The organism is Amycolatopsis sp. NPDC004368, from assembly GCF_053602515.1.
This window is the reverse complement of sequence record NZ_JBSGDT010000038.1, coordinates 45894-66285: the sequence shown is the minus strand read 5'-3', so window position 1 is coordinate 66285 and position 20392 is coordinate 45894. Positions and strand designations below refer to the sequence as shown.

General features: G+C 69.3%; 20 protein-coding genes. 12 read left to right on the top strand and 8 right to left on the bottom strand.

Annotation, left to right across the window (positions count from 1 at the left end; genetic code table 11):
• Positions 1-5 precede the first annotated feature (5 nt).
• From ACWEOE_RS35250 to ACWEOE_RS35230, 5 genes are read left to right on the top strand one after another with little or no spacing between them, the layout of a single operon-like run.
• Positions 6-818: an ABC transporter ATP-binding protein gene (locus tag ACWEOE_RS35250; protein ID WP_452016956.1), complete on the top strand. Its 813-nt coding sequence runs from the start codon at positions 6-8 to the stop codon at positions 816-818.
• A gap of 56 nt (positions 819-874) precedes the next feature.
• A complete protein-coding gene (locus ACWEOE_RS35245; protein ID WP_452016954.1) occupies positions 875-1654 on the top strand; it encodes an enoyl-CoA hydratase/isomerase family protein in 780 nt (259 codons plus the stop codon).
• Positions 1651-2616 carry a class I SAM-dependent methyltransferase gene (locus ACWEOE_RS35240; RefSeq protein WP_452016952.1) on the top strand — a complete coding sequence of 322 codons (966 nt, stop codon included), beginning with the start codon at positions 1651-1653 and terminating at the stop codon, positions 2614-2616. The genes ACWEOE_RS35245 and ACWEOE_RS35240 overlap by 4 nt, the downstream gene beginning before the upstream one ends.
• 1 nt (position 2617) lies before the next feature.
• Complete coding sequence (locus tag ACWEOE_RS35235; RefSeq protein ID WP_452016950.1) at positions 2618-3802, top strand: THUMP-like domain-containing protein; 1185 nt, start codon at positions 2618-2620, stop codon at positions 3800-3802.
• A gap of 55 nt (positions 3803-3857) precedes the next feature.
• Positions 3858-4619 carry an HAD family acid phosphatase gene (locus ACWEOE_RS35230; RefSeq protein ID WP_452016974.1) on the top strand — a complete coding sequence of 254 codons (762 nt, stop codon included), beginning with the start codon at positions 3858-3860 and terminating at the stop codon, positions 4617-4619.
• A 48-nt stretch (positions 4620-4667) separates the two neighbouring features.
• On the opposite strand, the gene ACWEOE_RS35225 is transcribed toward ACWEOE_RS35230, so the two are convergent.
• A complete protein-coding gene (locus ACWEOE_RS35225) occupies positions 4668-5591 on the bottom strand; it encodes a chitinase (protein ID WP_452016948.1) in 924 nt (307 codons plus the stop codon).
• A gap of 463 nt (positions 5592-6054) precedes the next feature.
• Positions 6055-7692 (bottom strand): FAD-dependent oxidoreductase, encoded by a 1638-nt coding sequence (locus ACWEOE_RS35220; protein WP_452016946.1) that lies wholly within the window; start codon positions 7690-7692, stop codon positions 6055-6057.
• 91 nt (positions 7693-7783) lie between these two features.
• Here ACWEOE_RS35220 and ACWEOE_RS35215 point away from each other — a divergent pair, with 91 nt between their 5' ends.
• The 3 genes from ACWEOE_RS35215 to ACWEOE_RS35205 are packed head-to-tail and all read left to right on the top strand — an operon-like array spanning position 7784 to position 9261.
• Positions 7784-8377 carry a helix-turn-helix domain-containing protein gene (locus ACWEOE_RS35215; protein ID WP_452016944.1) on the top strand — a complete coding sequence of 198 codons (594 nt, stop codon included), beginning with the start codon at positions 7784-7786 and terminating at the stop codon, positions 8375-8377.
• 31 nt (positions 8378-8408) lie between these two features.
• Entirely contained in the window at positions 8409-8816 is a 408-nt protein-coding gene (locus ACWEOE_RS35210; protein ID WP_452016942.1) for an ArsR/SmtB family transcription factor, read from the top strand.
• Positions 8767-9261, top strand: a complete 495-nt coding sequence (locus tag ACWEOE_RS35205; RefSeq protein WP_452016940.1) for an SRPBCC family protein — start codon at positions 8767-8769, stop codon at positions 9259-9261. The genes ACWEOE_RS35210 and ACWEOE_RS35205 overlap by 50 nt, the downstream gene beginning before the upstream one ends.
• Positions 9262-9929: 668 nt before the next feature.
• Here ACWEOE_RS35205 and ACWEOE_RS35200 read toward each other — a convergent pair.
• From ACWEOE_RS35200 to ACWEOE_RS35190, 3 genes are all read right to left on the bottom strand, one after another.
• Entirely contained in the window at positions 9930-10283 is a 354-nt protein-coding gene (locus tag ACWEOE_RS35200; protein ID WP_452016938.1) for a GatB/YqeY domain-containing protein, read from the bottom strand.
• Positions 10284-10397: 114 nt separating this feature from the next.
• On the bottom strand, positions 10398-11558 hold the full coding sequence (locus tag ACWEOE_RS35195) for a C40 family peptidase (RefSeq protein ID WP_452016972.1): 1161 nt from the start codon (positions 11556-11558) through the stop codon (positions 10398-10400).
• Positions 11559-12100: 542 nt separating this feature from the next.
• Complete coding sequence (locus ACWEOE_RS35190) at positions 12101-13054, bottom strand: nucleoside hydrolase (protein ID WP_452016936.1); 954 nt, start codon at positions 13052-13054, stop codon at positions 12101-12103.
• Positions 13055-13107: 53 nt separating this feature from the next.
• Between ACWEOE_RS35190 and ACWEOE_RS35185 the strand changes: the two genes are divergently transcribed.
• Positions 13108-13863 (top strand): acyltransferase, encoded by a 756-nt coding sequence (locus ACWEOE_RS35185; protein WP_452016934.1) that lies wholly within the window; start codon positions 13108-13110, stop codon positions 13861-13863.
• A gap of 177 nt (positions 13864-14040) precedes the next feature.
• Here the strand turns inward: ACWEOE_RS35185 and ACWEOE_RS35180 are convergent, their stop codons facing one another.
• Together ACWEOE_RS35180 and ACWEOE_RS35175 are read right to left on the bottom strand one after the other, a co-directional pair.
• Positions 14041-15375: an APC family permease gene (locus ACWEOE_RS35180; RefSeq protein ID WP_452016932.1), complete on the bottom strand. Its 1335-nt coding sequence runs from the start codon at positions 15373-15375 to the stop codon at positions 14041-14043.
• The gene (locus tag ACWEOE_RS35175) at positions 15372-16253 is read right to left on the bottom strand and encodes a carbon-nitrogen hydrolase family protein (protein ID WP_452016930.1); all 882 of its coding nucleotides are present in this window, start codon (positions 16251-16253) and stop codon (positions 15372-15374) included. Before ACWEOE_RS35175 ends, ACWEOE_RS35180 begins: the two co-directional genes overlap by 4 nt.
• A 77-nt stretch (positions 16254-16330) precedes the next feature.
• Here ACWEOE_RS35175 and ACWEOE_RS35170 point away from each other — a divergent pair, with 77 nt between their 5' ends.
• The 3 genes from ACWEOE_RS35170 (at position 16331) to ACWEOE_RS35160 (ending at position 18992) form a co-directional block, all read left to right on the top strand.
• On the top strand, positions 16331-17047 hold the full coding sequence (locus ACWEOE_RS35170) for a FadR/GntR family transcriptional regulator (RefSeq protein WP_452016928.1): 717 nt from the start codon (positions 16331-16333) through the stop codon (positions 17045-17047).
• Positions 17048-17147: 100 nt separating this feature from the next.
• On the top strand, positions 17148-18602 hold the full coding sequence (locus ACWEOE_RS35165; protein WP_452016926.1) for an alpha/beta fold hydrolase: 1455 nt from the start codon (positions 17148-17150) through the stop codon (positions 18600-18602).
• A gap of 45 nt (positions 18603-18647) precedes the next feature.
• Entirely contained in the window at positions 18648-18992 is a 345-nt protein-coding gene (locus tag ACWEOE_RS35160) for a nuclear transport factor 2 family protein (RefSeq protein WP_452016924.1), read from the top strand.
• A 45-nt stretch (positions 18993-19037) separates the two neighbouring features.
• Here ACWEOE_RS35160 and ilvA read toward each other — a convergent pair whose 3' ends face one another.
• Entirely contained in the window at positions 19038-20294 is a 1257-nt protein-coding gene (ilvA, locus tag ACWEOE_RS35155) for a threonine ammonia-lyase IlvA (protein ID WP_452016922.1), read from the bottom strand.
• Positions 20295-20392: the final 98 nt, after the last annotated feature.

Below are 20392 nucleotides of genomic sequence, written 5' to 3'. Positions count from 1 at the left end.
GGCCCGTGAGCGAGCCGAGCCTGCCCAGCGACCTGAACGACCTCGTGGTGCGGATGTCCGGTGTCGGCGTCCGCCGGAGCGGAAACGACCTTCTCGCGGACCTCGACTGGAGCGTCGAACTCGACGAACGGTGGGTCGTGCTCGGGCCCAACGGCGCGGGCAAGACGACGCTGCTGCGGCTGGCCGCGGCGGAGCTGCACCCGACCGCCGGCACCGTCGACCTGCTCGGCGACCGCATCGGCCGCGTGAACATCTTCGACCTGCGTCCCCGCATCGGTTTCACCTCCGCCGCCATCGCCCAGCGCATCCCCGGCGACGAGCGAGTGGAAGACGTGGTGGTGAGCGCCGGCTACGCCGTGATGGGCCGCTGGCGCGAGGCCTACGACAGCCTCGACCTCGACCGCGCGGCCGAGCTGCTGGGCACGCTCGGCATCGCGCACATGGCGAAGCGCACGTTCGGCACGCTGTCGGAAGGCGAGCGCAAGCGCGTGCTGATCGCGCGGTCGCTGATGACCGACCCCGAGCTGCTGCTGCTCGACGAGCCGGCCGCCGGCCTCGACCTGGGCGGGCGCGAGGACCTCGTCGCGCGGTTGTCCGACCTCGCGATGGACCCCGACGCGCCGGCCATGGTCCTCGTCACGCACCACGTCGAGGAGATCCCGCCGGGCTTCACCCACGCGTTGCTGCTGCGCGACGGGCACGCGGTGGTCGGGGGCCTGATGGACGACGTGATCACGAGCGAGAACCTGTCCAAGACGTTCGACCAGGACCTGGTGCTCCAGCGTTCGGGCGAGCGGTTCTTCGCCCGCCGCCGGTAGATTGTCCGTACCGGCCGGTAGCGTGGGCGGCAGTTCGTCGACGAGGAGGAAGTGGCGTGGGAGAGTTCGTCAACCTGGAAGTTGAAGGCGGAGTCGGCACGATCCGGCTGAACCGGCCGCCGGTCAACGCGATCAACAACCAGCTGCAGACCGAGCTCGCCGACGCCGCGCGCGAGGCCGCGAACCGCGAAGACGTGCGCGCGGTGATCCTCTACGGCGGCGAGAAGACCTTCGCCGGCGGTGCGGACATCAAGGAGATGGGCAACCGCACCTACCCCGAGATCTCGAAGTTCGGCGCCGAGCTCACGGCGTCGTGCTCGCTGGTCGCGGCCATCCCGAAGCCGGTCGTCGCGGCCATCACGGGTTACGCGCTCGGTGGCGGCCTGGAGCTCGCGCTCACCGCCGACTGGCGCGTGGCGGGCGACAACGTGAAGGTCGGCCAGCCGGAGATCCAGCTCGGCATCATCCCGGGCGCCGGCGGCACGCAGCGCCTCGCGCGCCTGATCGGCCCGAGCAAGACCAAGGACCTGGTGTTCACCGGCCGGTTCGTGAAGGCCGACGAAGCGCTGAAGCTCGGCATCGTCGACGAGGTCGTGGCGCCGGACGACGTGTACGCCGCCGCGCACAAGTGGGCCGCGCAGTTCGCGAACGGTCCCGCCGTGGCGCTGAAGGCCGCGAAGGCCGCCATCGACTCGGGTCTTGACGTCGACCTCGCCACCGGCCTGAAGATCGAGACGCAGCTGTTCACCGCGCTGTGGGCCACCGAGGACCAGAAGAACGGCATGAAGTCCTTTGTGGAGAACGGCCCCGGCAAGGCCACCTTCGAGGGGAAGTGAGGGCGGTGACCGACCCGGCCCCGAACCCGCACGCCACGGCCGACGAGGTCAAGGCGGCCTACGACGACCCGAAGCTCGCCAACGTGCTCTACCACGACTGGGAAGCCGGGACGTACGACGAGAAGTGGTCGATCTCGTACGACGAGCGCTGCATCTCCTACGCCACCGACGTGTTCAACGCCGTCGCGGGTGAAGACGGCCAGCCCTATACCCACGCCATGGAACTGGGCAGTGGCACCGGGTTCTTCCTGCTGAACCTGATGCAGGGCGGCGTCGCGAAAAAGGGCTCCGTCACCGACCTGTCGCCCGGCATGGTGCAGGTGGCGCTGCGCAACGCCGAGAAGCTGGGCCTCGACGTCGATGGCCGCGTGGCCGACGCCGAGCGGATCCCGTACGAGGACAACACTTTCGACCTCGTGGTGGGCCACGCCGTGCTGCACCACATCCCCGACGTGCGCCAGGCGTTCGGCGAGGTGCTGCGCGTGCTGAAGCCGGGCGGGCGGTTCGTGTTCGCGGGCGAGCCGACGAAGGTCGGTGACTTCTACGCGCGCAAGCTGGGCCAGATCACCTGGTACCTCACCACGCGCGTCACGAAGCTGCCGGCGTTGAACGGCTGGCGGCGGCCGCAGTCCGAACTGGACGAATCGTCGCGGGCGGCGGCGCTGGAAGCCGTGGTGGACATCCACACGTTCGACCCGTCGGAGCTCGAGGCGATGGCCCGTGGCGCCGGTGCGCAGGACGTGCGCGCCGTCACCGACGAGTTCTCGGCGGCGCTGGCCGGTTGGCCGATCCGCACGTTCGAAGCGGCCGTGCCGGCCGAGAAGCTCACGGTGCGCTGGCGCATGTTCGCCTACCACCTGTGGCTGCGGCTGTCCGCTTTGGACAAGAAGGTGCTCTCCAAGGTGCTGCCGCGTGAGCTCTTCTACAACGTGATGATCACCGGGACCAAGCGGCCGTCCTGAGTTGGCCTACGGTTTCTCACTCGACGACGTCGCCTTCCTGCGCTCCGACGCGGGACGGGCGGCGCTCGCCGAGTGCGCGGCGCTGCCGCTGACGGACGCTTCCCGCATCACCGACGTCGCGGCCGTGCGACGCGCGGTGGGGGAGCGGTTCGCCGCGGCGGTGCTGGAAACGGTGGTGCTGCGGCGGAAATCCTCTTCGAAACTGGCTGACGCCGGTTCGTGGCTGTTCACCGGCGAGGCCCTGCAGCAAGCGAGTGCCACTCTGGTGGCGAGGCACCGCGCGTCTCGCCTGACCGGTCGTGTCGTGCACGACGTGACGTGCTCGGTCGGCGCCGACCTGGTGGAGCTCGCGCGGGTGGCCACCCGCGTGTTGGGGTCCGATGTGGACCGCGTCCGGCTGGAGATGGCGCGCCACAACGTCCCCGGCGTTTTCGTGGCGCAGGCCGATGCCCTGCGTCCGGTCAGCCGCGACACGGTGGTGGTCGCCGACCCGGCCCGCCGCGACTCGGCCGGGCGACGCACGTGGAAACCGGCCGACTTCCTGCCGCCGCTGGACGAGCTCGTCGAGGCGTACCCCGGGCGAACCCTGTCGGTGAAGTGCGCGCCAGGACTGGATTTCGCCATCGCGCCGTGGGCGTCGGAAGTGGAACTGGTGTCTCTCGACGGCGCGGTGCGCGAGGCTAGCCTGTGGCGTGGTCTCGACTCGCCGGTTTCCCGGCGGGCCACGGTGTTGCGTTCGGACGGTACTCAGTGGACGGTCGTCGACACCGACCCGGACGACCTGCCGGCGCGGGCGCCGGGGGAGTGGATCGTCGATCCGGACGGCGCCGTCGTGCGCGCGGGCCTCGTGCGCCACTACGCCGCGCGTCACGGGCTATGGCAACTCGACGAACGCATCGCCTACCTCACGGGGGACACCCCGCCGCCGGGCGTACGCGCGTTCCGGGTGCTGGAGCACGGGCCGTACAGCGAAAAGGCCCTGCGGGCCACGGTGAAACGCCTGGACATCGGGCGGTTGGAGATCCTCGTGCGCGGTCTGGACGTCGACCCAGACGCCCTGCGCCGCCGTCTGAAACCGCGTGGGGCGGCCGAGTCCACTGTGGTGCTCACGCGCATCGGCCGGTCACCGGTGGCGTTCGTCTGCCAGGCCGAACGCATCCCTTCGGAGGGTTCTCCTGACGCCTGAGGTGGCGTAGATTTCGGGCGCACTTAATCTGATGTTCACCTTGGAGGGGTTCGCCGTGTCCCGTTTTCCCGTCCTGCTCAAGCTCGCCGCCGCCGCGGCGATCGGCGCCACCGTCGCCGGTGGTGCGACCGCGCTGGCCGGCTCCAACGCCGTGACCGCCGCTCACGGGCGCGAACCGGCGAACATCGGCCAGGTCAAGAACGACGTGAAGGCCTACTACGGCGACTACCTCGACGCGTCGGGCAAGCACCAGTTCTCCGAGACCAGCCGCTTCGCCACCGACACCCAGCGCATCGTCGCGGATGCGAAGCGTTACCTCACGCAGAAACTCGGCAAGGTCAAGAACCCCGCGATCGTCCTCGACGTCGATGACACCTCCGAGGTCACCTACGGCTGGGAAGCCGACAACGACTTCGGCTTCGACCCGGTGAAGCAACAGCAGGCGATCGACAACGGGACGTTCGTGGCCAACAAGCCCGTGCTGCAGCTGGCCAACTGGGCCGCGCAACGCGGTGTGAAGGTCTACTTCCTGACGGGCCGCAGCACTGCCCAGGGCCCGCAGTCGCTGAAGAACCTGGCGGGCGAGGGCTACCCGGCCCCGGCGGGCGCCTTCTTCAAGCCCGCCGGCACCGCGCCCGACTACCTGCCGTGCGGCCTGACCTGCACGACGATCCAGTACAAGTCCGGCACCCGCGCCCACATCCAGGCGACGGGTGCCCACATCGTGCTCAACCTCGGCGACCAGTTCAGCGACCTCGAGGGCGGCTACGCCGACCACCCGGTCAAGCTGCCGAACCCGATGTACTACCTGCCCTGAGCGTTCTCGGCGCCCGGGTGTCCTTCGTGGACACCCGGGCGTTGCCGATCAGCCGTTGTACCCGGCGAAAATCTTCGAGAACTCATACGGCTGCTGCGAAACGTTGGTGCACCGGTAAAGCGCCCCGGTGCACGCGTTCGCATCCCGTCCGGCTTCCCAGAACGCCAGCATCCCCAGGTGCACGCTCGTCGCGAAGTTCACCACCGCGGTCGCGTCCTTCTGGTAGAAGATCTCGTTCTGCGAGTCGTTCACCCCCAGCATCGGTGTCAGCCCCACCTTCTTCCAGGCCGCCGCGTCCGACAGCCCGAAGATGGACTTGAGCTGCGCCTGCGTCGCCTTCGCCGCGGAGATCGCCTTGGCGCCCTGGTCACCCGCGCCCTGGTAGTAGTCCATCGCCATCACGTTGACCAGGTCCAGGTTCAACCCCGCCGCCTTGGCGGCGTTGACCACGCCCAGCCCGTTGCTGTCGAGCCCGTTCGGTAGTACCGGCAACGTCAACGAGATCTTGAGACCAGGATTGTTGTTCTGCACCGTTTTCAGTGCCTGCGACCGCCTCTGGATCGACGCGGTGTCCGCCACCGCAGCCCCTTCGATGTCGACGTCGATGTACTTGAGCCCGTAGGCCTTCACCACCGCGTCGTACTCCGCCGCCAACGACGACACACTGCTGCACGCCTGCGCGAGTTCAATGCCGGAGGCACCCCCGAAGGACACCTTCACGTCCCCACCACCGGCTCGAATCTTGGCGATCTCACCGGCTTGCCACGCCGACCGCGGGTCGTAGGCGTTGAACCAACTCGCCTTGCACCCGGCCCCGGTCACAAACCCGAGCGTGAAGCCCTTCACGCCCCCCTTCGCCGCCATCGTCGACAACACGGGCGTCGGCCACGCCCCCATGTCCACGTACGGCGCCACCGGTACGGGCGACCCGGCCGCTGCCACACTCGCATTCGCCGCCGGCACAGCCGTCACGCCAGCCGCCACCGCCAGCACACCGCCCAACGCGGCAATCAACTTCCGGGGAGAGGGGAGCCTCATGGTGAAACCTCCACAGCGGGGACCTGAAGAGCGGGAAAACCTTGTCCAAATGGTATAGACCAATAATGTGACTCGGGCCATACGCCATTCGGATGTCTCGTGATCCCGATCAGCGAGACTGTGGAGTTCTACCTGGGGTTCTCCGCTGGTGCGAGGTCATGCCCTCTGGCCGGGTCCTGGACCGCGCCGCCGAGTCCGAGGCGCCACCGCCGTCAAACTGCAGCTACCGCTGTCAGCCCCAGGCGGAAAGCTATTGCCGCCAAGTGGCTGAAGGCACAGCTACGCCCGACAGCCCCAGACGGCATTCGTTACCACCCACTGGTCAAACCTCGGCCACCGCCGGCCCCAGCCGGACACCCGTCGCCACCCAACGGCAACAGGCGCCCGGCCAGAGAAATCACCGCTTCCGCGCCACCAACACCGTGTCGCGAATGGACACCTCGTGCCCCTCGATCACAGTCGTCCGATCCCGGGCCTCGGTCACCACCGACTCCCACGACGAATCCAGCGTCCGCGCGACGTCCTCCGCCAAGAAGAACATGTCCGGCACATTCGGCCGATGCGCGGCGCCGTGCACGTCCGTCGGGTGGTGGCCGACGATCAGCAACGTCCCTCCCGGCGCCACCGCGTCCGCGAGCCGCGCGAAGATCGGCGTGCGCTGGGCCGTCGGCAGGTGTAGGAAGTGTGACGTCACCAGGTCGTACTTCTCATCCGGAACCCACGTTGTCAGATCGGTCGTCAGCCACCTGATCCGGTCGGCCAGCCCGAGCGAGGTCGCCTGCGCCGCACCCCGGTCCAGGGCCGTGGCCGCGAAGTCGGCGGCCGTCACGCGCCAGCCGTTCTGCGCGAGCCACACCGCGTCGCCGCCTTCGCCGCAGCCGGCGTCGAGCGCGCTGCCCGGCCGGAGGTCGGCGGCCTCCGTCACGAGCTGCTCGTTGGGCCGCCCGCTCCAGATCGCGGGCTTCGACCGGTACCGCTCGTCCCAGGATTCCTGGTCGAACGGGACTTCCTCGTGCTGCTCGGCCATCGTCGCAACCCCGTGCTTCGTCGTGCCGCTGACCATCGCGGCGACCCGTCGTTCCATTTCGTGCGCGAACGGCTCGCGCGCACGCCGTACGTCCTCGGCCACGAGATCACCGTTGATCGCCGCGCCGGCCGTCAGCCCCGCCGCCGCCGACACCACGACCTGCGACTTCATGTCGGTGACGTTCCCCGCCACCCACACCCCCGGCACCGTGGTGGCACCGGTCGCGTCGGCGGGCACCGAACTGCCGATCACGTGCCCGTCCACCTCCAGCTCCACCGGCTTCAAGCCCAGCGACACCAGCACGTCCGCCCGCGCCGTGAACCGCGGCGCGACCACGATTGCCTCCCGCGCCACCACCTCGCCGGAACTCAGAAACACACCGGTGAGCACGTCGTCCTCCACCCGCAACGCCGACACCTCGCCGTCCACAACCCGGATCCCGCGCGCCGCCAGCTGGTCGAGCTGCTCCGCGTCGAACGAAGACGTGTGCCGGAAAACGACGACGTCGTCCGACAGCTGCCGCCACATCAGCGCCTGGTGCACGGCCATCGGATTCGTCGCCAGCACGCCGATCGCCTGGTCGCGCGCCTCCCAGCCGTGGCAGTACGGGCAGTGCAGCACGTCGCGGCCCCACCGCTGCGCGACGCCCGGCACGTCGGGCAGCTCGTCGACGAGCCCCGTCGCCACCAGGAGGCGACGCGCCCGCGTGGTCCGCCCGTCGGCCAGCTCGACGGCGAACCCGCCACGGTCCAGCGCGACGGTCGACGTCACCGCGCCGGCCACGATCTCGCCCCCGTACCCGATGACCTCCTCACGCCCCGCCGCCAGCAGCTGCGCGGGCGGCGTGCTCTCGCGGGCGAGATAGTTGTGCACGTGGCCGGCGGGGGCGTTGCGCGGCTCGCCGGCGTCCACCACCAGCACGGAACGCCGGGAGCGCGCCAGCGCCACCGCGCCGCTGAGGCCCGCGGCACCGCCGCCGACCACCACGACGTCGTAGTTCTCGTTCACCTGGTTCCTCCTGTAGTTCGTCCCTCCCCTCGGACTATCCGCACAACTCGCCGACTTGACAAATGCATTTGCCGAAGTAGCAAATGGAGACATGGACGGTGAACTCCCGGACGTCGACGGCGTCCTCGAATCGGTGGGCCCTCGGCTGCGCGCGCTGCGCCAGCAGAACAACGCGACGCTCGCGCAGCTGTCGGAGACCACGGGCATCTCGGTGAGCACGCTTTCACGCCTCGAATCCGGCCAACGCAAGCCGACGCTCGAACTGCTGCTCGCCCTCGCGCGCGCCCACCAGGTGCCGCTCGACGAACTCGTCGGCACCGCGCCGACGAGCGATCCGCGCCTGCGCACGCACTCCTTCGTCCGGCACGGCGTCACGTTCTTGCCCCTCACGCGCCGGCCCGGTGGTTTGCGCGCGTACAAGCAGATTTTCCCGCCCCACTGGCCTGACACTGACCCCGACCCGCGCGTCCACGAGGGATACGAATGGGCCTACGTCCTCTCCGGACAGTTGCGGCTCGTCCTCGGCGAGCACGACGTGATCCTCAAACCGGGTGAAGTCGTGGAATTCGACACGCACGTTCCGCATTGGTTCGGCAACCCCGGCGACGTGCCGTGCGAGGTCCTCGCCCTTTTCGGACCACAGGGGGAGCGGTTCCACGTCCGCGCCCGCCCGGCCTCCTCTTGACACATACCCATATGGGAATACGATAGGCGTCGTGGCACGAGCAGCGACGACGACCGACGTGTTCAACGCCGTGGCCGAACCCCGGCGGCGGGAAATCCTCGACGTGCTCGCCCGTGGCGAGTACCCGGTCAACGACCTCGTGCGGCTGCTCGGCATGGGGCAGCCGCAGGTGTCGAAGCACCTGCGCGTGCTGCGCGAAGTGGGCGCGGTCGACGTCCGGGACGAAGGACGTCAGCGCTTGTACCGGCTCAACGGCCGCGCCCTGAAACCGATCCACGACTGGGTGCGGCAGTTCGAACGCTCCTGGGAAGAGCGGTTCGAGCTGCTGGACTCCGTGCTGGAGGACCTCGAACGCACCGAAAACCCATCGACAGGCGAGGAGAGCGACCATGACCGAGACGACGACGGGCACGGCGAAAGTGACGCTGCCGGCCGATGACCAGATCCTGATCACCCGCGAGTTCGCCGCCCCGCGGCATCTCGTCTACCGCGCGTGGACCACGCCTGACCTGGTCAAACGTTTCTGGGCGGGCCGCCGCGGCACCATGCGCCTCGTCGAGATCGACCTGCGCGTCGGCGGCAAGTGGCGCTACGTCCTCGACGCCAACGGCGGCTTCGAGGTCGCGTTCCACGGTGAATACCGCGAGATCGTTCCCGAGGAACGCATCGTCAGCACCGAGGTCTACGAAACCCCCGGCACCTCCGACGAGGATGCCGCCATCACCACCACGACCTTCACCGGCTCCGGCGGACGCACCAGCCTGTCGATCCTCATGGAGACGGGCAGCCGTGAAGTCCGCGACGCCATCATCGAGTCGGGTATGGAGGGTGGCATGCAGGAGCAGATGGACATGCTGGAGGAGCTGGCCGCTTCCCTCGCGTGAGGCCTGGGATCCGTTTGTGGTGCCGAGTTCCGTCTGCCTCGGGCGGAACTCGGCACGACCGGTCCCACCGCGCCGGGCCACCGTCCACTTGGGTCTGCGCGGTCGGCCGCACCACGATCTCGTTCGCGTCCCCACCCGCCGCCGGCTGGCTGGCGGCGGGTGGGCGATGGCGTCCCAGCGGCAGAAGCCTGGATACCCAGCCGTTGACTCGCCGCGTGTCACCGCATTGTCTCGGAGCCGCCCTGGTCGGCGAGCTCGGAATGAGTGCCTGGGTTCACGGTGGTGGCGCGGATGTTCGTGTTCTCCCGCCGCAACCCTTCGGAAAGCGTCCGCTCGCCGAATTCGTGGCGCAGTCCACCGTGGCCGTCGGATCCACACCCAGTCGGCCGTCGACCACCGGCACCATCGCCACTTACCTACGCCAGTACGAGCACGGTGGGGCCGATCTGCGGCTGGCCGTGCCTTGCCCCTGAACGGCGACCCCGCCAGCCTTCGCTGCCGACCACCCCTCGCCGATGAACGGCGGCGCTCCGCCGGGCGTACCGGCGAGCGGCCCTTCGCCCCTGCGTGACGACGGCGTCCCGGGCGCGCCACCAACCCAGGCCGTTGCCGAAAACCGGCGACACCGAGGCAACGCCGGCTTTCGGCAAAGACGACCGTCACTGAACTCAGTCGTCCAGGTACGACGTCAGCACCTCGGCCTCCGCCTGCAACCGCTCGGCCGCCTCAGCCCGACCCAATCCCGCGTACTCGGCGGCAGCCGTAGCGCGCTCCACGACCTCGTTCTCGACGATCGCTCGCACATCGGCATCGCTCAGCTCACGACGCGCGGCCTCCGCGGCGCCCACGCCCAACGCCGCGCCCACGACGTGTTCCGTCCCGCTCGCGGTGGAGAGCGGCTGATCAACCGGCACAGCTTCGGCGTTGTCGATCGCCGCCAGCGCCGCGCGCAGGGCGGTGGTGGCGACGCGGTCGCGGTTCTTGAGTGCCGTCTTCAGGCCGGCACGAAGGCTGGCGCGCATAGCTCGAATTCCTCATCGGGAGTCGGAACGAACGAGGCGAAGCCAGCAGCGGACCACAGGTCGAAGCGCGTCATTTTCGGCCCTCGCCGCCCGTGCGGGAAGCCCCGAGGCTGATCAGGACGTCGGCCGCCCCGCGCCCGCGTAGTCGTCGCCGGGTTTGCGGTACGGGTGCACCTGCACGGCCTGGCCCGTCTGCGGTGCGTCGATCATCTGCTGGTTGCCGATGTAGAGACCGACGTGATGGATCTTCGTGGCCGGTCCGCCATAGAAGATCAGGTCACCCAGCTGGGGTTCACTCACGTGAGGGACGCTGTGGAACTGCGTATCCGCCGTGCGCATGAGTTTCACGCCTGCGCTGCCGTACGCGGCCGTCGTGAGGCCCGAGCAGTCGAAGCCCGGGTCGCGGTCACCGCTGCCGTTGCCGCCCCACACGTAGGGGAGGCCGATCTGGTCGATCGCGAAGTCGACCGCGCTCAGCACGGCGGGGTTCGGCGCCTGGCTGCCCTGCCCGACGGTGCCGTAGACGTTCACCGTCGCCAGAATCCGGTGCAGCAAAACGGGCGCGCCCTGCAGCGACGAAACGGCGTTCCACCAGTCCGTCGCCAGGTCGCGGCCACCGGCGCACAGCGCGCGGCCCGCCGTGAGCGCGGCGTCGTCGATGTTCTGCGGATCGGGCTTGCCACCCGACGCGCTGCGTTGCCACTTCGACCACACCGCCGGCGCCAGCTGCATCGGCCCGGAGGCGTTGGCGGTCGACACGACGTGACCGTAGAAGTCGCGGACCTCGACCGTGCCGAGGGGCTTGGTCAGCACGCCGTTGGTGCCGACCTGGTCGCCCTGCGCACGCCCGTGGTCGCTCGCGATCTTGCCGATCGCCGCCAACGTCACCCACGACAGGTGGCACGCTGGTTGTTCCTTCGTGAGCGTGACGGTCGCCTGCGCGTACCCGGTCATCGCCCGCAGCGGGATGTCCAGCCACTGGCTCGTCTTCGACGCCCACGCGTCGAACTCACTCGGCTTCGGCACGTTCGGCTGAGTCGTCGGCACCACCGCACTCGACGCCGCTACCGAAGGCGCCGGTGCGGACGACGAGGCCACAGCCGCCGTCGTCGCCGGCTGCTCCGACCCCGGCGCGAACTGCACGGCCGCCACCAGCGCCGCCACCGCCACGACGACCGCCGCAACCACGACCGCCGCCCGTCCCTTGCGAGACTTCCGCTTCTCGCCTCGAGGCTCCCCGGTGTCGCCACTCAGCGGCGACCCATGTTCGGTCATCGCCGCGGAGAACGGCGGCAACGGCTCGACCGGAGCCGAGAAATCCCGCGTGAGCTGGCCGTCGCCACTGACTGGCGACGTTCCGGACTCCTCGTCGCCGTCGAGCGGCGGCGCTTCGATGGCGCCTTCGCCGTCCCGAGGCGACGACCCGAATGCCTCCCCGACACCGTCCGTGAACGGCGACGTTGCCATGGTCTGGTCGTCGCCACTCAACGGAGAAACGCCCGCCTGCCTTTCGCCATCGAGCGGCAACACGCCGGCGCCCACCGGCTCGTCGCCATCCAGTGGCGAAACCTCGGCAGCCTTGCCCGCGTCGCCGATCGGCGGCGTCCCGGCGTCCGCCATGCTGTCGCCACTGAGTGGCGACACGTCGTTGACCTCGCCGTCGCCAATGATCGGCGACGTCCCAGCGCTCGCAACCCCGTTGCCATCTACCGGCGAAACGCCCCCGACCTGCCCATCGCCACCAATCGGCGACACCGCTCCGTCGCCCTCGCCACCCAACGGCGACGACTGCGAATCGCCCGACGACGGCCCCGCCATCACCGACCCCCGCCAAGTCTCGACAGTACGAACTCACGCAGCCCGTCGAGATCCGTATCGACAGCCACCTCGATCGGCCGCCCCGCTGCACCCGTATCCGTCGCCACTGCCCGGCGATCGACGAGCGTCATCCCCCGGGCGGGCCCCATGGTCACGTCGACGTCCACCGGATAAGTCGCTGTCTGGAGAATCCCCGGGTTGATCGCCTCCGCGACGGCCACCGCGTCGTGCATCACGATCCCGTCGAAGCCCAGGACCTGCCGGTAGTGCGCGAGGTAATCAGGCGTCAGCGACTCGAGCACCTGCCCCAACGGCCCCGACGCGGCGAGCTTCGCCAGCCAAGCGCTGTCCACAGCGCAGCGGTGCGTGAGGTCGAGCGGCACCATTACGCACGGCACGTCGTCCTCGGCGATCACGCGGCGCGCGGCCTCCGGGTCCGCCCAGACGTTGAACTCGGCGACGGCCGTGCTGTTGCCGCGCGCGACGCCCCCGCCCATCAGCACGATGCGCGAGATCTTCGACTTCACGCCAGGGTGCGCCGCGAGCAGCGCGGCGATGTTGGTGAGCGGGCCGATCGGCGCGATGGTCACCGGTTCGTCCGACGCTTCCAGCAGCGAAACCATCAGCCCCACGGCGTCGAGCGACTCCAGCGGCCGCGTCGCTTCGGGCAGGGAAGACGCGTGGCCCGAGAGGCCGTCGCTGCCGTGGACGTGGCCCGAACCTCGCTTGCTCAGGTGGACCAGCGGCCGCGAGGCGCCGGCGGCGACCGGCACGTCCGGGCGGTCACACAGCTGGAGCAGGCGCCGGGCGTTGGCGGTGGTGCTGGTCAGGGGCACATTGCCGAAGACCGTGGTCACCCCCAGCAGCTCGACGTCGTCGGAGACCGCGGCCAGCGCGATCGCGAAGGCGTCGTCGACACCGGGGTCGGTGTCGATGATCAGCTTGCTCCCCATCCGTGCTCCCCTTGCCTGTGGCGGGCGTCCCGTCACAGGTTACGGTCATCGGCATGACGTCGATGTGGGGTGCGCCCGCGTTGTCCCGCGTGCGCGCCTGGCGGCGGGCCCGGCGCGACCCGCACCAGGCGAAGTTCCTGACGGCCGAATCGCTGCGTTGGGTGCTGCGCAATCGGGCGTACACGCCGTGGTACCTCGTGCGTTACTACCGCCTGCTCAAGTTCCGGCTCGCCAACCCGCACATCATCCTGCGCGGCATGGTGTTCCTCGGGAAGGACGTGGAGATCCACTGCCGCCCCGGTTACGGTCGCCTCGAGATCGGTCGCTGGGTCCACATCGGTGACGGAAACGCGATCCGCTGCCACGAGGGGTCCCTTCGCATCGGCGACAAGTCCGTGTTCGGGCGGCAGAACGTGATCAACTGCTACCTCGACATCGAGCTCGGCGCGGCCACCCTCGTGGCCGACTGGGTCTACATCTGCGACTTCGACCACGTGACGGCCGACATCCACGTGCCCATCAAGGACCAGGGCATCGTCAAGTCGCCGGTGCGCATCGGGCCCGACACGTGGCTCGGCACGAAGGTCAGCGTCCTCAAGGGAACCCGTGTCGGCCGCGGTTGCGTGCTCGGCGCCCACGCCGTGGTGCGCGGCGACATCCCCGAGTACTCCATCGCGGTGGGGTCGCCCGCGCGTGTCGTCCGCAACCGCAAGGACGACTACGCCGCGGACGCCGCCCGCCGCGAAGCCGTCGCCGACATGGCGCGCAAGGCGAACAAGGCGCTGCAGAAGACGCTCGGCGAGGCCTGAATCTCCTGGTGCAGGCCGTCTTGCCACTGAAGGGCAACGACTCGCCACTCAGCGGCAAAGCCTCTTGCCGTCGGACTCACGAGGCGTTGCCATCCCGCGACGGCATCTCGCCGCTGAACGGCAACGCCGGCTTGCGCCGCTGAACGGCCACGCCGGGGCCATCCAGCGGCGCATCCCTCACTCCTCGAACGACATCTCCGGCGGCGGCCGCCGGAACCCCCGCGTCAACACGACGAGATACACGATCCCGATCCCCAGCCACACCAGGCCGAACGTCAGCGCGAGCCCGTCGAGGTGCACGAGCAGCCACAGATCCACCAGCGCGCCGATCACCGGAGCGACCAGCCAGGTCAGCACGTTGCGCGAAGTCGTGCGTCGCGTGCGGATCCACGTCGCGATCACGCTCACGTTGACCATGGTGAAGGCTGTGAACGCGCCGAAGTTGATGAACGACGTCGACGTGGTCACGTCCAGCGCCAGCGCGATCAGCCCGACCACGCCGGTCAGCACGATCGCGAACGTCGGCGTGTTCAGCTTCGGCTGCAACCGCCCGAAAATCCGCGGCAGCACCCCGTCCCGGCCCATCGCGAACATCAGCCGCGACGCGCTGGCCTGGGCGGCGATGCCCGACGCGAACTGCGCCACCACCAAGCCGGCCAGGAAAAACGCCCCGAACAACGCGCCGCCGATGTGCCGCGCGATCTCGAACGCGGCCGACGACTCGTCGACGAACGTGAAGCCCGGGTGCACGAGCTGCGTCACGTACGCGAGCACGATGAACACGCCGCCGCCGATCAGGGCCGTCAGCAGGATCGCGCGCGGAATCGTCCGCTTCGGCTCGATGGCTTCCTCGGTCAACGTCGTCACGGCGTCGAAGCCCAGGAAGGAGTACGTCGCCACCGCGGCGCCTCCCGAGATCGCGCCGAAAGTGGTGCCCGCGTGGAAAAACGGATCTGCGCTCGCCACCGAGTGGCCATCGGTGAGCACCTGCTTGAGCGAAAGGACCACGAAGAAGACGATTACCAGCACCTGGAAGGCCATGAGGATGAAGTTGGCCTTCTCCGCGATCTTGATGCCGAGCACGTTGAGCAGGGTCGTCAGCACGATGAACGCGATCAGCCACAGCCAGCTCGGCACCCCCGGGAACTGCGCCGACAGGTACGCGCCGCCGATCAGCCAGATCACCATCGGCAGGAAGAAGTAGTCGAGCAGCACGGCCCAGCCGACCAGGAAGCCGAGCCGCGAGTCGATGGCCTTGCGCACGTAGGTGTAAGCCGAGCCGGCGACGGGGTGCGTCGCGGCCATCTTGCCGTAGCTCGCCGCGGTGAAGAGCATCGCGACCAGCGCCACGACGTACGCCGACGCCGCCGTGCCTTCGGTCGTCGTCGCCACGATGCCGAACGTGCCCAGCACGATCAGCGGCGCCATGTACGCGAGTCCGAAAAGGACGACGCCGGGCAAGCCCAGCCGACGTTCGAGCTGCGCTCCGGGTGCCACCTTCGTGGTGCTCATCGGGCTCCTTCTCCTCGCGGACGCCACCGGTCCGGCTCGATGCGGCCCCCGTACAGGGGGAGTTCCAGCGGTTTGTCACCCGGTGTGAACTGATCCCACATCCGGTTGACGCCGGCAGTCCCTTCGCGACGGACGCGCGCGACCTCGTCCAGGTCGATCGTCTTCGCGAGCACCCCGGACGCGGCACCCGGCAGCTCGCCGAGCACGGTGCCCTCCGGGCCGACCAGGATGCTGTCTCCTACCCCGACGGGGCCGGCCGCATTCACGCTCGCGACGAAAACCTGGTTGGTGATCGCGTTGGCTCGTGCGAGCACGAGCTCCTGCGCGCGGTCGGACGTGGTGGTCTGCACCGGGTTGAGCACGAGTTCCGCACCGAGCCAAGCGAGGTGGCGGGTGACCTCGGGAAACCAAGCGTCGTAGCAGATCGAGAACCCGAGCCTGCCGACGTCTTCGAGTTCGGCGACCACAAAACGGTCACCCGGGTCATACGGCTCATAAGGACGCCACGGGAACACCTTGCGGTAGCTGCCGGCCAGCTCGCCATCGGGAGAGAACACGAGGGCGGTGTTGAACAGTTCGCCGCGCTCGCCGCGTTCGCAGACGCTGCCCGGCGAAAGCCACACGCCGAGGTCGCCGGCCAGCTGGGCCAGCTCGCGGGTCCGTCGTCCGTCGAGGGGCTGGGCGGCGGCGTTGAGCTGCTCGGTGCGTTCGTCGGTGGTCCCTTCGACACCGCAGAGGTGCAGTTCGGGAAACGCCACGAGCCGCGTTCCGGGGTGCTCGGCCAGCACGGCGCCGACCTGGTCCGCGAACGTCGTGACGGGGTCGGTGTACGGCCGCGGTGGCAGCTGCGCCAGCGCGATCGGCAAGGGGCGGGGCATGCGCCGAAAAATAGTCCATCTTGCTCAGTTAAACAATAGTGTTCACTTTGAGATGTTTTGTTGGGTATGGTCTCCGCATGGCTGCCGACCTGGGTTCGCCCGCGCTGACGGGCATCCGGCGCCTGTCCGCGCTCGACACCGTGCGGGCCCGCATCGCCCTCGCGATCGAGCTGGGGTTGTTGACCCCAGGGGAGCGGTTGCCGCCCAACGACGAAATCGCGCGCGCCCTGGGCGTCGGTGACATCACCGTGCGCCGGGCGCTGGTGTCGTTGTGCGAAGACGGCGTGCTCGTGCGCCGCCGCGGTCGCACTGGCGGCACCCACGTGGCGACCGACGCGCCGGGGGGCCGGGTCGGCGCGGTGAACGCGTACCGCGAGTCGTCGGAGGAAGTCCACGACCTGATCGACCACCGGCTGGTGATCGAGGCGGGCCTCGTTCAGCTCGTCGCGACGCGGCGAACCGACGAGGACGTCGAGCGGCTGCAGGACCTCGTCCGCCGGATGGACGAAGCCGCCGGGTGGGCCGAGTTCCACGAGCTCGACGCGGAGTTCCACCTCGCGGTGGCCGCCTCGGGCGCACCGGCGGCGGCCGTGAAGCAGTACGAGCTGGTGCTGCGGGAGCTATACCGCTTCTACTTGCCGTACCGGATGTCGGCGCTGCGTGCGTCGAACCGGGAGCACGAGGTGATCATGCACGCGATCGCCGACCGGAACCCGGACGAGGCGGCGATCATGACCCGCGCCCACGTCGGGGATCTGCACCGGACGATGTTCGTCGGCTTGTCGGGTTCCTGACGCGCGACAGTCCACTGCGGACTGATTCCGGCTGATTGGTGACGCACATCAGCCGATCGGCTGATCCTGGTCCTCCCGCGTGGGCTCGATGATCATCGGCATGCCGAAGTTCCGTTTATTCGTCCCGGTTGTCGCGGCCGTCGCGATGGTCCCGTTCGTGCCGTCGCTCGCCTCCGCGCAAGGGCTGGACTGGAAACCCTGCGTGTCCATCGCGAAGGGCTGGGACGCCGACGACCAGCGCACCGAGTGCGCACTCGTGACCGTGCCGCTCGACTACGCCGACCCCGCCGGTCGCACGATCGACATCGCCGTCAGCCGGATCCGCGCGACGGGCGCACGCACCGGCGCGATCGTCTTCAACCCCGGCGGCCCTGGCCAGTCCGGCATGAAAATGCCGCTCACCATGGCCGAAAGCAAGGCGTCCGGGCTGCTGGAACACCACGACCTCATCGGGTTCGACCCTCGCGGTGTCGACTACAGCGCCGGCCTCCAGTGCGACGAGGACGACGCCCAGCCCGATCCGTCGTCGTCCGAAAAGGACCAGGCGCGGTTCCTCGCGGAGCACAAGGCCGCGGCCAACCAGGCGTGCTTCGCGAAGGACCCGGCGCTCGTGAAGTCGTTCACCACGCCCAACATCGCCCGCGACGTCGACCGCATCCGCGAAGCGCTGGGTGAGCAGAAGATCGGCTACTACGGCGTATCGTGGGGCACCGCCCTCGGCGCCGAATACCGCACGCTCTTCGACAACCACGTCGACAAGATGCTGCTCGACTCCGTCATGCCGCCGCAGCTGAGCGTAAAGACGATGGACGACGACCAGGCCGCCGCGGGGGAGAACACGTTCCGCGAGTTCGCCGCGTGGCTCGCGCGCTACGACTCCGTCTACCACTTCGGCACCGTCGAACCCCAGGTCGAGAAGGCATTGCTGGACCTGCGCGCCGACCTCACCGCCCATCCGCGCACCGGCCCCGACGGTTCGCCGCTGAACGGCGAAACCGTCAACCAGTTCTTCGCCTACCCCCGTCGGCAGTGGACCGAAGCCGCCGGCCAGCTCGCGGCCATCCGCGGCGGCGGCGCCCCGGCCACGCAGGCCGGCACGTCACCGAAAACCGGCTTCGGCTGGGACACCGAACGGACCGGTGGCAACTTCTTCCAGCAGAACGCACTGCTCTGCAACGAATCACCCAGCCCACGCGACTTCGACACGGTCTGGCAGGACCGCCTCGACCGCATCAAGGCCAACCCGGTCGCCGGCTCCTTCGGCGTCTACGAACAGATGTGCGTCGGCTGGCCCGTGCCCGCGACGCAGTGGCAATTCACCGCAGGCAAGAGCCCGTTGCAGCTCGTCGGCCACGCGTTCGAGCCGGTCACGCCGATCGGCTGGGCCCTCGCCATGCAGCGGCAAATCGGCGGTTCCCTCATGACCATCGAGGACGACGCCCACGGCTCCCTGTCCGGCCTGCCCTGCGCCGCCGCGGCCGTGACGTTCTTCGACACCGGCAACACGACCACCCAATCCTGCCCCGGCGAACCGATTCCGGCACCGAACGCGTAGCCGCTGAGAGGCGAAACCACGTGACGCCGCGGATGACCTCGTTTCATGTGCGAGCTCCTGCGGCGTCACGTGGCCGCGTTCAACACCCGCGACCTCGACGCTCTGCTCGCCGGCTTCACCGATGACGCCGTCTGGATCACGGGCACCACGGTCGCCCGTGGGCGTGCCGAGCTGACCGAGCTCTTCAGCGGCGCCATGACCCGGCTCCTGCCGACGCTGACGATCGACGCCGTTCTCACCGACGGCGACCGCGTGGCCGCCCAGCTGACCGAGCGGCTGACGCACGGCGGCGAGGAGCGCGCGTTCCCGATCGCGGGCTTCTACGACCTCCGCGACGGCCGCATCGCCTCCGCCAAGATCTACCGTGAGGGCAGCGCCGAACTGGCTTGAATTCCGTCGCCACTCAGTGGCGAATGGCTCTGACCAGTAGAAACGTCAGAGCAAGAAGTGGAACAACGGGCTCCCCGGCTCAACCCGCTCCACCTTCAAGGGGCTCGCCTCGAGCCGCGTGAGCAGCCCCGGCAGCTCCGCCGGCCGGGGGATCTCGATGCCGATCAGCGCCGGCCCGAGCTCGCGGTTGTTGCGCTTGACGTACTCGAAACGGGTGACGTCGTCTTCCGGCCCGAGGATCTCGTCGAGGAACCGCCGCAACGCGCCGGGCTCCTGGGGAAAGTTGATGAGGAAGTAGTGGCGCAGGCCCTCGTGCATCAGGGAGCGCTCGAGGATCTCGCTGTAGCGGCTGACGTCGTTGTTGCCGCCCGACACGATCGCGACCACCGTCTGCCCGGGCTCGACGAGCACCGTCGTCCCCAGCGCCGCTGAGGCCAGGGCGCCCGCGGGCTCGGCGATCACGCCATCGGACTGGTACATCGCCAGCATTTCGGTGCACACGGCCCCCTCGGGGACGTGCGTGAGCTCCGCGCCGCTGTCGCGCACGAGCGGGTAGGTCACGGCGCCCGCCTCGCGCACCGCGGCGCCGTCGACGAACGGGTCGACCGCGTCGATCCGCACCGGCTCGCCGGCCTTGACCGCGGCGGCCATGCACATCGCGCCCTCGGGCTCGACGCCCACGACGCGGATTTCCGGGTGCCGCTCGTGCACCCATGTCGCGACGCCGGCCAGCAGGCCACCGCCGCCGACCGGGACCACGAGCACGTCGGGCACGAAGCCGAGCTGGTCCACGACCTCCAGCGCCACCGTGCCCTGACCGGCGACGGTACGGGGGTCGTCGAACGCCGGGACGAGCGTGGCGCCGGTGCGCTTGGCGTCGTCGTTGGCGGCGGCGAAGGCGTCTTCGTACGTCTCGCCGACGACGATCACCTCGATGTGCGCGCCACCCAGTGCCGCGATGCGTTCGCGCTTCTGCCGCGGCGTGGTGCCGGGCACGTACACGCGGCCATTCGCCCCCAAACGGCGACACGCATAGGCGACCCCCTGCGCGTGGTTGCCGGCGCTCGCGCACACGACGCCGCGCGAGCGCGTGGCCTCGTCGAGCTGGATGATGAAGTTGTACGCGCCGCGGATCTTGTACGAGCGGACCGTCTGCTGGTCCTCCCGCTTGAGCCACACCCGCGCGTCCAGCCGGGACGACAGCCGGGCGTTCGGCTCGAGCGGCGTCCGGGTGACCACACCCGTGAGCCGCTCAGCGGCCTGTTCCACCATCTGGGCACTGACGGTATCGATCCGTTGCACGATCGTTGAATGTACTTCCCGCTCATCGCGACGCTCGAGGCGGTGCGGGTGGCAGCGTGCGGTCGGCCGTCACCGAATGTGATGAGAACGGCCGAACT